Below are 12,942 nucleotides of genomic sequence, written 5' to 3'. Positions count from 1 at the left end.
CACCCTACCCTACTTTAACAAAACGGCATAACAGCTGTGGGAGTGAGTGTGATGCAAAGCCCCTCACGTTTCAGTTTGCTGAAACAACTCTACGTCCAGGTTCTGATAGCCATCGTTATTGGTGGTCTGTTTGGTTATTTCTTTCCCGCGATGGGCACTCAGCTTCAGCCGATTGCCGAAGCGTTTATCAAGCTGATCAAAATGATGCTGGCCCCAATCATTTTTTGCACCGTGGTTGTGGGCATCGCCAAAATGGGTGATATCAAAAAGGTCGGCAAAACCGGAGCCAAGGCGCTGATCTATTTTGAAGTTGTTTCCACTCTGGCGCTGCTGATTGGGCTGGTCGTCGTCAATGTTCTCAAGCCCGGTGCTGGAATGAACATTGATGCCAGCCATATCGATGCCAGTGCCATCTCTTCTTATGTGCATAAGGCGGAAAGCGGCGGCGGGATTATCGACTTCATTATGGGCATCATTCCTGCCACCCTGGGCGACGCCTTCGTGAAAGGTAACATGTTGCAGGTGATCCTGATTTCCGTGCTGTTCGGCATTGCTATGCTGCAAACCGGTGAGCGTGGCAAACCGGTGATCGACTTTATCGACCGGGGGCTGCAGGGTCTGTTCAGAATGATCAATCTGATAATGCGGCTGGCTCCGCTCGGAGCCGGTGCAGGGATCGCCTTTACTATTGGCAAATACGGCGTCGCCACGCTGCTCTCCTTTGGCTATCTGATGCTGGCCGTCTACATCACCTCCTTTATTTTTGTGGTGGTAGTACTGGGCGCGATAGCGTCCTGGGTGGGCTTTCCACTGCTGCCTCTGCTGCGTTACATCAAGGATGAGATCTTCGTTACGCTGGGCACCTGCTCAACCGAAGCAGTGCTGCCGCGCATCATGATGAAGCTGGAAGAGGCGGGCGTGGAGAAAGCCACAGTAGGCATGGTGCTGCCGACGGGCTATACCTTCAATGCCGACGGGACCAGCATCTATCTGACGATGGCGGCGCTGTTTGTCGCCCAGGCTACCAATACCGATCTTTCGTGGATGCAGCAACTTGTGCTGCTTGGTGTGCTGCTGCTGACCTCCAAAGGATCGGCAGGCGTTGCGGGCGCGGGATTTGTAGCACTTGCCGCAACGCTCTCCTCTATCGGCACCGTGCCGGTTGCAGGCCTGGTGCTGTTACTGGGCGTGGACCGTTTTATGAACGAGGCCCGTGCCGTAGTGAATCTGATTGGTAACACTGTCGCCACGCTGGCGATCGCAAAATGGGACAACACTTTTGACGTGGCGAAAGCCAGGGAGATCGTTCAGCAACAAAAATCCCCAAAATCTGCTTTAACGGACGTCCCGGCGTCAAAATCATCCCATCAATCATTTATTTCTGAAGTCTGGAGAAGACCATGCGCATTACTGACGTAGTAGAAATTACCCAGCCCATTGCGTCGCCCATCCGCAATGCCTACATCGATTTTTCCAAAATGACCACCAGCCTGGTGGCGGTGGTGACCGATGAGATCCGCGACGGACGCCGGGTGGTCGGGTATGGTTTTAACTCCAATGGCCGCTACGGCCAGGGTGGACTGATCCGCGAACGGTTTCGCAGCCGGCTGCTGGAAGCGGACCCGGACAGCTATCTGAACGATATGGGCAGTAATTTTGATCCGGATAAGCTGTGGCATCTGATGATGTCGAATGAGAAACCGGGTGGCCACGGTGAACGTTCGGTGGCAGTAGGTACGCTGGATATGGCGATTTGGGATGCCGTGGCCAAAATTGAAGAGAAGCCGCTTTTTCGCCTGCTGGCAGAAAAGAAAGGTGTAGAGGCCAATCCACGCGTTTTCGTTTACGCAGCAGGAGGTTACTACTATCCGGGCAAAGATCTGAGCGCTTTACGCAAAGAGATGCGCAGCTATCTGAACCGCGGCTATAACGTCGTGAAAATGAAAATTGGCGGTGCTTCTCTGGCAGAAGATCAGCGCCGCATTGAGGCGGTGCTGCAGGAGATTGGCTCCCAGGCGCAGCTGGCGGTAGATGCTAACGGGCGTTTCGATCTGGAAACCGCTATCGCCTACGCCAAAATGCTGCGGCACTATCCGCTGTTCTGGTACGAAGAGATCGGCGATCCGCTCGACTATGCGCTTCAGGCTGCTCTGAGCGAATTTTATCCCGGCGCGATGGCTACCGGTGAAAATCTTTTTTCTCATCAGGATGCGCGCAACCTGCTGCGCTATGGCGGCATGCGTCCGGACAGAGATTTTCTTCAGTTCGACTGCGCCCTTTCCTACGGCCTGTGCGAATACCTGCGCACGCTTGAAGTACTTGAGCAGTTTGGCTGGTCGCCATCTCGTTGTATTCCACACGGCGGGCACCAGATATCGCTTAATATTGCGGCGGGCCTGGGGCTGGGAGGAAACGAGAGCTATCCGGATCTGTTCCAGCCTTATGGTGGCTTCCCGGACTCAGTGCGGGTTGAAGAGGGGCACATCGTAATGCCTGAACTGCCGGGCATTGGTTTTGAAGGGAAGTCAGATTTGATAGCCGTCATGCGGCAGCTGGCAGAGTAATGAACAACGGGCAGACCCAGGGCCTGCCCGAAAGCGTTACTCGCTGACGCGATAACGGTTCAGCCAGTGCGCATAAGGTGCTGGCAGCACCCAGGATGGCTGCTCTTTTTCCACAGCCAGCGCCGCCTGATAGGCCCAGTTCGGATTAGCCAGGTGCGCCTTGCCAACCATCACCAGATCCAGCTCACCGTTTTCAATAGTGCGGTTCGCGATCTGCGGCGCATCAATTCCCCAGGCGGACGCCACAGGAATGTTGGCCTCGCGGCGGACGCGTTCTGCAATCGGTGCCAGGAATGCCGGTCCCCACGGAATGTTGGAATCTGGCGTTGAGAAACCGATGCTGACGCTGAGCAGATCCAGGCCACTGGCGCGGAACTTTTTGGTCAGGTCGATCGCTTCGCTCAGGGTCTCTTCATCGCGGCCATCATATTCAATCACGCCAAAACGTGCGGTCAGCGGCAGGTTTTCCGGCCACTCACGACGTACCGCATCCAGCGTTTCCAGCAGGAAGCGCCCACGCCCTTCCGCACTGCCGCCATACTGATCCTGACGCTGGTTAGCGTGCACAGAGAAGAAGCTCTGCGCCAGATAACCGTGTGCAAAGTGCAGCTCCAGCCATTCAAAACCGGCATCACGGGCGCGCCGTGCCGCCAGAGCGAAATCATTACGCACGCGGGCAATATCTTCCAGCGTCATTTCATGAGGAACCTGCGGCAGATTGCTGCCGAAAGCGACGGCTGAAGGCGAGAGGGTTTCCCAGCTGCGCGGATCGGTTTTGACAATATGGTCGTCCCCTTCCCACGGCTTGTTAGCGCTGGCTTTGCGGCCGGCATGACCAATCTGAATCCCCGGCACTGCACCGGCCGCTTTGATTTCACGGGCGATCTGCGCCAGTTTTTCAGCCTGCTCGTCGTTCCAGATCCCCAGGCATCCCGGGGTGATGCGGCCTTCTGGCGAAACGGCTGTAGCTTCGACAATAACCAGTCCCGCGCCGCCGCGAGCCAGGCTGTTGTAATGCACGCGGTGCCAGTCGTTGCTCACGCCCTCTTCGGCGCTGTACTGACACATAGGCGGTACCGCAATGCGGTTGCGTAAAGTCACATCTTTCAGTTCAAAAGGGGAAAATAACCCTGGCATAATATCCTCAGTAGTAGAATCGCAAAAAGCGTGCGCTTACTTTACCTGCTCTGCTGCGCACCTCCTGTAGCACGAAATGCCCTGCACGAAATAAGTCTGCTGGCAGCCACGCCGGAGAGGAGAGTCAGGTGTCATCGCTGAAACATCTTCAATAAATGTCACACTTTAGCGCCCGCATATGCATCTTTCGGGTCGTGATTTGCCCTGATATCTCTATCATGTGGCGGCAAAACGACTAAAAATAATGCGATTGTTTGGTAATGAAATTCAGAGATTTTGCAGAAGAAGAAAAACTGTTTGTTCGCAGAGCCCTGGTCGCCTTTGGGATCGTTCTGGCAGGGTTCGTTACGCTGGTTGTTAATCTTTACCACTTACAGATAGAGCAGAACCAGTATTATCAGACCCGCTCCAATCAAAATGATATCAAGATGATCCCTGTCGCCCCAACGCGTGGGATTATTTACGATCGTAACGGCATTCCGCTGGTAAAAAATGTCACCTGGTATGACATTGAAATCATCCCCTACAAAGTCAAAGATATAGAATCGCTTATCAAAGAGCTGACGCCGATTGTTGACCTCTCTGCCGACGATATCGATACCTTCACTCGGGCGCTGCATGCGGCCAGCCGCTACAAACCTGTGGTGTTAAAAACCGAACTCTCCGATGAGGAAGTCGCCCGCTTTTCGGTGAATCAGTACCGGTTTACCGGCGTGGAGGTCAGCAGCTATGAAGATCGCCAGTATCCCTATGGTCCCGACCTTGCACATGTGATTGGCTACGTCTCTAAAATCAACGACAACGACTACAAACGGCTGGATAAAGAAGGCGTTAGCGAGAACTACGCGGCCGATCATAATATTGGCAAACAGGGGATTGAGGGCTATTACGAGTCGGTGCTGCACGGCAAAACCGGCTATCAGGAAGTTGAAGTGGATAACCACGGCCGGGTGATCCGCGTGCTGAAAGAAGTCCCCCCTGTGGCGGGCAAAAACCTCTATTTAACGCTGGATCTGCATCTTCAGCAGTATGTCGAAACCCAGCTTGCCGGTCAGCGTGCCGCCATGCTTATTGAAAATCCGAAAGATGGTCAGGTGCTGGCAATGGTCTCCAGTCCCAGTTACGACCCCAATCCGTTTGTAAAAGGGATCAGTTATAAAGCGTATAAAGAGCTGTTAGCCAACAAAGACCTGCCGCTGATTAACCGCGTCACTCAGGGACTCTATCCGCCCGCGTCAACCGTGAAACCCTATATGGCGATGTCGGCTCTGCTGACGCATGTCATTACCCCGCAGACCACCTTCTTTGGTGCGCCAACCTGGACGCTGCCCGGCACACAGCGTAAATATCGCGACTGGAAAAAATCGGGCCACGGCATGCTGGACGTGACGCGGGCGATTGAGGAGTCGGCGGATACCTTTTTCTATCAGGTTGCTTTTATGATGGGCATCGATCGGATCCACACCATGCTCAGCCAGTTCGGCTACGGTAAGTCCACCGGCATCGACCTGAATGAAGAGTACAACGGGCTGCTGCCCAGCCGCGAATGGAAGCAGAAGGTGCATAAAAAGGGGTGGTATCAGGGCGATACCGTCTCTGTGGGCATTGGTCAGGGTTACTGGATCGCCACACCGATTCAGATGGTGAAGGCGATGGCTACGCTGATCAACAACGGCAAAGTGATCCAGCCCCATCTGCTTTATGAGCAGAAGCAGGGAAAAAACGTCAGGCTGTGGCAACCGACGCTGCCCCGCGAACAGGTTGGTGACGCTAACTCACCTTACTGGAGCCTGATCCGCCACGCGATGTTTGGTATGGCGAATGCGCCAAACGGCACGGGGTATAAATATTTCCACACCGCGCCCTATGGCATTGCCGCCAAGAGCGGGACGTCGCAGGTGTTTGGCCTGAAGCAGAACCAGGTCTATAACGCCAAAATGATCCCTATTCGCCTGCGTGACCACATTTTCTACACCGCTTTTGCGCCGTTTAATAATCCTAAAGTTGCGATGGCGCTGATCCTTGAGAACGGCGGGATCAACGGGGTGACTGCCGCGCCTGTGGTCAGGAATATCATGGACCATATTTTCCTGCCGCCAGACGTCGCACCGATGCCGGTTACGGCGGACCCATCAAGTAATGTGACGGCGCAATAACGCTTTTCCTGCAGGCATTACCAGCTTTTTTGCGTTGTTATTCGCCTTTATTCCTCTTCCGGCGGCCTTTTCAGGCCGCCAGCAATTATGCTGGCCCTGCTCTCACCGGTAAAAGAAAATTCGGTTAATAAAAAATCTCCACTAAAGAAGGCGTTATCGCTTGCCGATAAACGACAATGAGGTAATGTCTTACCTTCGTGAGGCCAGTCTCAGATGGCGACTGAATCGATTTTGCTGGAAAGTAAATGATTAACGAACACGGCCAGGCGCTAAGGCGCCACTTCTTCCGCAACGTGCTGACGCCGATGATCCTGGTGATCCTGTTTACGTTTCTCGCCTGTGGTTTCACCGCGTGGTGGGTCACCACGCAGAGCAATGCCAAAGCGCTGGAAAAGCAGCAGCAGGTGATTGAAAACATTTTTTCTCAGCACCTGGATGACTATCTGCATCAGCATCAGAGCCTGCTTGCCTGGCCTGAGCTTACCGCGCAGTTACAGGAGGGAGGCAATCGATTTGGCTACTGGCTTAACACCCTGGCAGGGGATGATGAAGTCTATCTGCTGAATGCAGAAAATCAGCCTTTGATGGCCTGGCTGGAGGGGAGACAGGTAGCATCAGATCATTACCTCGACGTTAAGCATCAACTCTCTCCCTGGCTTGAAAGCCTCTCCCGCCTCTCTTCCCTTTCCTCTCCTGCATTTACCGCTGATTTTATTCGCCTTAACGGACGCGTAGCGGAAATCGCCCTGGGTGAAGTGCCGGAGAGCGGCGGTCAGAAACTCATTTTTCTCCGTTATCTGCATTACAGCTTTGTAGATTTCCTGGAACACCGTGGCGTGGTCACTGACTTCCGCTTTATCCCCAGCGATGAAAATCGGCTCAACAGCGCCGGTTTTTTACTGCAATCGCACCTTAAAATTCCGGTCAGCTACGTCTCCTGGCAACCCATGCGGCCTGGCAGCCAAATGCTGATGGTGACCGGTCCGCTGGTGTTACTGGCGATGATGGCGATAACGCTGATGGGCATCAAAATGACGCGCCGCCTGTGGCTCTCTTCGCTCAGGCTGTCAGAGTCTGTAATAAAACTGGAAGCCAGCGAAGCCCATGCCCAAAAGCTGGCGATGCAGGATGTGCTGACAGGCCTGCCTAACCGCGCCGCAATGAGAGAACAGATCAACAGACGGTTAAGTACGCTCGCCCCGGACGGCGACAGCGTGGCTCTGCTGCTGCTGGATCTGGATCGCTTCAAGATGATCAACGATACCTACGGGCATCATATTGGCGACGAGTTAATTATTGAGGTGAGTAAACGGCTTACCACGCTGCTTGATCCTGAAGATGCGGTTGGCAGGCTGGGCGGGGATGAATTTGTGGTGATGGTGAATCACCCGGAAAATGAGCAGCAGCTTATTCAGCTCTGTCAGCAAATTATTGAACAGCTCACGTCGCCGGTGATGCTGGAAGGCAATCGCCTGTGGGTGGGGGTCAGTATCGGTATTGCCGTGGCGCCAGAACAGGGTAGTGAGCGACAGGAGCTGATGCGTAAAGCTGATATCGCGCTTTATGCTGCTAAATCTGAAGGGCGTGGGCGCTGCCATATGTTTACGCCGGTGCTGGGCGAAACGCTGATGAAGCGTCAGCTGCTGGCGGAGGAGCTGCGCCTGGCGCTGGATACCGCGCAGGGACTGGCGCTCTGGTATCAGCCCATTATGGATATCACGGGCAAGACGATGCTGGGGATTGAAGCTCTGCTGCGCTGGCAGCATCCTGCGCTGGGGCCGATCTCGCCGGCAGACTTTATTCCGATTGCTGAAGAGACTGGCCTGATTATTCCGCTGGGCGACTGGGTGTTGCAGCAGGCTCTCATGCGAGCTAAAAGCTGCCCGCATCTGCGTATGTCGGTGAACGTCTCCCCCCTGCAATTCCTGGCGGGTAATTTTATTGAACGTCTGCAGGAAATTGTGCAGCAGCAGGGCGTGGACCCCAGACAGATAGAGCTGGAAATAACGGAAGGGGTAATGCTGGAAGATCACCAGCAGGCGTTGCAAACCATTCAGACCTTAAGAGCAGCAGGCTTCCGGATTGCGCTCGACGACTTCGGCACCGGCTATTCAAGCCTGAGCTACCTCACCCAGTTCCCGGTCGACACGCTCAAAATTGATCGCTGCTTTATCCAGCTGCTTGGCATTCAGGAGCAGGCGGACACCATCGTCTCCTCGGTGATCAAGCTGGGCCACTCGCTGGGATTGTCGGTGACCGCAGAGGGCGTTGAGACCGAGCAGCAGCGCCTGACGCTGGCGGAAGCGGGCTGCGACAAACTGCAGGGCTTCCTGCTGAGCCGCCCGCAGCCAGCGGGGGTGCTGTTCGCGGCCTCAGCCGAAGCATGAAAGGTCTTGTCGCAACACTAAAATGAATGTGTATGATTTTCTGGCCTTACAAGGCCATCTTGACAGTGAGAGGCTGGCCGCCGGAAAATAGCGATCCTTTCCCGCATCAGGGCATTGTTATGAAAACCGCACCCGCCATTACTATTCACTACTGTGCTCAATGTAACTGGCTGCTGCGTGCAGGCTGGATGGCACAAGAGCTGCTACATACCTTCAGTACGGATTTAGGCTCCGTTACCCTGGTGCCCGGTACGGGCGGCATCTATCAGATTAAAATTGATGAGCAGATCATCTGGGATCGCAAAACTGATGGCGGCTTTCCGGAAGCTAAAGAGCTGAAGCAGCGGGTGCGGAACTACTGTTTCCCGGAGCGGGATTTGGGGCATATCGACAAGAAATAACGCCGCTATGGCAGTGATTTAAGGTGCAGTGGCTGGCGCAGAAGGGATTTTGTTGCCGGAGATAAGTAGTGCGGCAGCGGGAACTCTCCTCACTGCCGCACAGCGCTCTTTATGCCATAACCGGTTTGGCTCTTAAGGCTGCGTAGATGGTCAGGGTGGCAATTAACAGCGCCACTGCGCTCCCCATAAATACCCCTTTCGCGCCGGTGACGTTAAAGATCACCCCGCCCGCTGCCGCGCCAATGGTAATGGCCAGCTGAATAGAAGCAACCAGCAGGCCGCCGCCGCTCTCCGCTTCATCCGGCATGGTACGGGTAATCCAGGTTGACCAGCCAACCGGCACCGCGCCAAACGCCATCCCCCACAGCGCGACCAGCACCGCATCCACCAGCGGAGCGGAACCCATCGCTACCAGGCCGACGCCCAATATGCCCATCGCCAGCGGCATAGCAATCAAGGTGCGGTGCAGATTTCGTTCAAGCAGCACGCCTGCAATCAGCGTTCCGGCAAAGTTCGCCACGCCAAAGCCCAGCAGGATGGCGGAGAGCCCATTAACGCCTACGCCGGACACGCTCTCCAGGAAGGGACGCAGATAGGTAAAGAAGGCAAAGTGTCCGGAAAAGACCAGAATAATAGCCAGCAGCGCGGTTTGCATGCCCGGACGGCGCATCAGCGAGAAGAGCGAGCTGCCGTTGCCTGAGAGATGCGGCGGCATTTTGGGCAACGCGATAATCTGCCAGAGCAGCCCCACCACGCCAATGAGCGAAGCGGCAAAAAACACATTGCGCCAGCCGATCAGGTGACCAAAATAGCTGCCCATCGGCGCCGCCACAATCGTTGCCACCGACACGCCGCTGAACACGATTGAGAGCGCGCGCGGGATCATCGCTTCAGGTACCAGCCGCATAGTGGTAGCTGCCGCCAGCGTCCAGAAGCCGCCCAGCGCGATGCCCAACAGCACCCTGCCCACCAGAATAAACGTTAGGTTGGGAGCAAAAGCCACCAGCAAATTAGAAATGATCAGCATCAGCGAAAACAGCAGCATCACGCCACGGCGATCGCGCTTGCGGGTGGCGGAGGCGCTAAAGAAGCTGGTGAGCAGCGCGAAGATGGCCGTTACGGTAACGGCCTGTCCGGTCACACCTTCCGTCACACCGAGGCTGGCGGCCATCGGCGTTAACAGACTGGCGGGCAGAAATTCTGCCGTCACCAGCCCAAACACGCCAAGCGCCATCGAAAATACTGCGCCCCACTGGGGCTTTTCCTGTGCCGTACTGGCCTGTTGCACTGCGTTCATGGTTTGCTTCCGTTGGAGGTGAATAGCGTACAGCGTATAAGGCTCGACCCGGATGGTCTATGATGTATAATCCGTAATTATTGATTAATCGTCCGGAAAGGGAGGAAGCCATGCCAGCGGAAACGCACGATCTTGCCAGCGAACTGCTCTCAGGCATGCGCCTGCTGGGCGTACAGTATCGCCGCATTGAGCTGGCGGCCCCGTTTGGCGTGGGGTTTGACAGCGCGCCGGGCCGGGCGCAGTTTCATTTTGTCAGCCGCGGGCCGGTGATGTTGCGCACCCACAGCGGCCGGTTCTATGTGCTGAATACCGGCGACGCGTTACTGCTGCCCCACGGCACTGACCACGTGTTGCTCTCCTCCCCTGATGTTCCCTGCCAGGATGTTCATGCCTTCAGCAGTACGCCGGTCTGCGGCAACGTTTGCTGCGTGAAGGCGTGCGCGCAGGAGTCGCCGGATGAGCCAGCAGCCCTGGTTTTCAGCGGCTGCATGGAGTTTGATTTGGGCGGCATGCAGATGCTGGTCAGCGCGATGCCAGAGGTGCTGCTGGCCGATACGCTGATGCATAAATACCCTGAGGTGCAGCCGATGCTGGAAGCGATGGAGCGCGAATCGTTAAGCCGGCGGGCAGGATACGCCAGTATCCTCTCCCGCCTGGCAGACGTCGTGGCTTCGTTTATCGTGCGGGGCTGGGTGGAGTCCGGTTGTGGCGATGCCGGGGGCTGGCTTCAGGCGTTGCGCGACCCGCGTCTGGGCAAAGCGCTGGTTGCGCTACACCGGGAACCGGGTAAAAACTGGACCGTAGCCAAACTTGCGGCGGAGATGGGCAGCTCCAGATCGGTATTTGCCGAGCGTTTTCTGGCGGTGACAGGGATGACCCCGGTGCGCTATCTGACGGAGTTGCGGATGCAGCTGGCGGTACAGTGGATCGGACGGGATGGTGAAGCGATTGAAACGGTCGCCTGGCGTCTGGGTTACGGCTCCCTGGCCGCCTTCAGCCGCGCCTTTAAGCGCACCGTGGGGAAAACGCCCGGCGCGCTTCGTGCAGAACAGAGCCAGCGGAATACCACGCAGATGGCCGTTTAGCGCGGAGCCGGGCCAACGATATACCAGGCAGATGGCTGTTCAGCGCGGGAACGAGCTAACGAAATGCCACTCAAATAGCGGCCTGGCCCGGGAACGCACCAGCGGGATCTGACTCAGTTTGCCGGGTGGGCTTTTCTGCCTGCCCGCATCACCAGCCAAAGTGGCAGCGGCAGCGTGGTAATCAGCAGGATCCAGAGCAGAGCATATACCGCCTCTACCCCTTCATTCTGCAAATTAATAAACAACTTAACCGGGATCCCCTGCGGGAAGTAGCTGAACACCAGGACGATGCCGAACTCACCAACGATCCTGACCCAGGTAATAGCCAGCGCAGCGGCGAGTCCGCGTCCTGCCTGCGGCAGCGTCAGTCGCCAGAAAATTTGCCAGGCGGAGGCGCCCAGCGTCTCTCCGGCCTCTTCCACCTCAACAGGCACATGCTCAAACGCCGACCGCGCCGACAGTACAAAATAGGGCAAGCCACCGTAAAACTGCGCCACGACAAATGCGCCAGGGTTGTTATTGAGGGAGATACCGATGCCGGAGAGCACCTCGCCTACCGTGCCGTAAGGACCAAATACCGATACCAGCAGAATCCCCATGGCCAGCGGCGGAGCCAGCAACGGCACCAGTACCGCTATCTCAATGATGCTCCGCCAGCGCGAACCGGTTCTTGCCAGCCAGAGGGAGAGCGGTAATCCGCAAAGCACGATCAACGGCAGGGCAATCATGCTCAGGCCCAGCGAAACGCCAATAGCCTGCCCGTCTCCCCAGGCAAGATGGAAACCAGACCAGGGCGTGATCCACGCCAGGGTGATGAAAGGAAGGCCGAGCAGCAAGAGCGCCGGCACCCCCAGCCAGAAAGCCCGCACTTACATCGCTCCACCTTTTGGCTGACCGTAACCATTTTTCGCAAACAGCCCCTGACCTTCCGCGCTTTGCATAAACTGCACAAATTGTTTCGCCAGTTCAGGATGCGGCGCATTTTTCAGCACGGCGGCGTAAAACACCAGCGGCTGAGTATGCAGGGTTTTCTGCTCTCCTTTCGGGTCGGTAATGTCAAAACTGACTTTGCTGTACCAGTCGTGATCCATAGCGGGGTTACTGAGGTTAATTTCATCCGGCAGGCTGATGTAAGGCAGGCCCGCGGAACGGGTTGCGCTCTCATAGCCAGATGCCGCATCCACCTGTCCCGCCTCCAGACGGGTCAGCAGACCCCCTTCCGCCAACACCTGCTGCGGATTCTGCGTGCTGCCCAGAACGGTTTTAGCGAGATCGGGCTGCTGGTAATAGCGCTCTGCCAGCAGCATAGTGAAAATAATGTTTTGCCCCTGAGGATCGGTTGCCGGATCGGTACGGCCAAAGCGCAGCGTTGGCGTTTGCAGTACCTTCCACCAGGGCTGCGCGCCCGCTTTTCCTGTGCGGATAGCGTCAAAGGCCTGCGCGTATTTCCCCTTCGGGTTATAGGCAATGACCATGCTGGTGCTGGCTACGGGCTGCGCCTTCTCTACCAGCCCCGCTTTTTGCAGTATGGCAATCGGGCCTGGCGTAATGGAGACGAAAACGTCCGCCACCACTTTTTTCGACGCCAGCAGATTCGCCATGCCGTAGGCACCCTGTCCCTGGCCCTGATAGTTAACCTGATGCGCCCGGGCAAAGGCGGGGCCTAACGCCTTGTCCATCACCACGCCCATCGAACCGGCATAGGTCACACGAAAATCCTCCGCTGCGTGGGCAACGGAGGCGGTAAAGGAACAGAGCAGAACAGCAGCACAGGAGAGCTTTGCCGCAGCGGAAGGGGTAGAGAATAGGGGCATGATGATCTCATCGTTATATAAAATATTACATTACGATAAGCCTTTTCCCGAAGAGATCAATAAACCTCGGCTCAACAAGCCTTGCCCTGACTAAAATAAGC

The 12,942-nt window shown here is 56.1% G+C and carries 10 protein-coding genes; 6 read left to right on the top strand and 4 right to left on the bottom strand.

All coding sequences use genetic code 11. The features are described 5' to 3' along the window. Positions 1–51 precede the first annotated feature (51 nt). Positions 52–1,419 carry a C4-dicarboxylate transporter DctA gene (gene dctA, locus Q3V30_RS03760; protein ID WP_306210610.1) on the top strand — a complete coding sequence of 456 codons (1,368 nt, stop codon included), beginning with the start codon at positions 52–54 and terminating at the stop codon, positions 1,417–1,419. After that, entirely contained in the window at positions 1,401–2,564 is a 1,164-nt protein-coding gene (locus Q3V30_RS03755) for a mandelate racemase/muconate lactonizing enzyme family protein (protein WP_306210608.1), read from the top strand. Before dctA ends, Q3V30_RS03755 begins: the two co-directional genes overlap by 19 nt. A 36-nt stretch (positions 2,565–2,600) precedes the next feature. Here Q3V30_RS03755 and Q3V30_RS03750 read toward each other — a convergent pair whose 3' ends face one another. Beyond that, a complete protein-coding gene (locus tag Q3V30_RS03750) occupies positions 2,601–3,701 on the bottom strand; it encodes an NADH:flavin oxidoreductase/NADH oxidase (protein ID WP_306210606.1) in 1,101 nt (366 codons plus the stop codon). Between the two features lie 260 nt (positions 3,702–3,961). Here Q3V30_RS03750 and mrdA point away from each other — a divergent pair, with 260 nt between their 5' ends. From mrdA to Q3V30_RS03735, 3 genes are all read left to right on the top strand, one after another. Continuing rightward, entirely contained in the window at positions 3,962–5,857 is a 1,896-nt protein-coding gene (gene mrdA, locus Q3V30_RS03745) for a penicillin-binding protein 2 (protein WP_306210605.1), read from the top strand. A 245-nt stretch (positions 5,858–6,102) separates the two neighbouring features. After that, entirely contained in the window at positions 6,103–8,244 is a 2,142-nt protein-coding gene (locus tag Q3V30_RS03740) for a putative bifunctional diguanylate cyclase/phosphodiesterase (RefSeq protein ID WP_306210603.1), read from the top strand. Positions 8,245–8,363: 119 nt separating this feature from the next. Beyond that, positions 8,364–8,645: an Rdx family protein gene (locus Q3V30_RS03735; RefSeq protein ID WP_306210601.1), complete on the top strand. Its 282-nt coding sequence runs from the start codon at positions 8,364–8,366 to the stop codon at positions 8,643–8,645. 109 nt (positions 8,646–8,754) lie between these two features. Here Q3V30_RS03735 and Q3V30_RS03730 read toward each other — a convergent pair whose 3' ends face one another. Further along, positions 8,755–9,942 (bottom strand): MFS transporter, encoded by a 1,188-nt coding sequence (locus Q3V30_RS03730; protein WP_306210599.1) that lies wholly within the window; start codon positions 9,940–9,942, stop codon positions 8,755–8,757. A gap of 110 nt (positions 9,943–10,052) precedes the next feature. On the opposite strand from Q3V30_RS03730, the gene Q3V30_RS03725 reads away from it, so the two are divergent. Next, positions 10,053–11,027, top strand: a complete 975-nt coding sequence (locus Q3V30_RS03725; protein ID WP_306210596.1) for an AraC family transcriptional regulator — start codon at positions 10,053–10,055, stop codon at positions 11,025–11,027. Positions 11,028–11,140: 113 nt separating this feature from the next. Here Q3V30_RS03725 and Q3V30_RS03720 read toward each other — a convergent pair whose 3' ends face one another. After that, complete coding sequence (locus Q3V30_RS03720; protein WP_306210594.1) at positions 11,141–11,896, bottom strand: molybdate ABC transporter permease subunit; 756 nt, start codon at positions 11,894–11,896, stop codon at positions 11,141–11,143. Further along, positions 11,897–12,841, bottom strand: coding sequence for an extracellular solute-binding protein (locus tag Q3V30_RS03715; RefSeq protein ID WP_306210592.1), 945 nt, complete (start codon positions 12,839–12,841; stop codon positions 11,897–11,899). Positions 12,842–12,942: the final 101 nt, after the last annotated feature.

Source organism: Erwinia pyri, assembly GCF_030758455.1.
In the GTDB taxonomy this organism is placed as follows: Bacteria; Pseudomonadota; Gammaproteobacteria; order Enterobacterales; family Enterobacteriaceae; genus Erwinia; species Erwinia pyri.
Note: the sequence above shows the minus strand (reverse complement) of the source record. Positions and strands in the feature narration are given on the sequence as shown.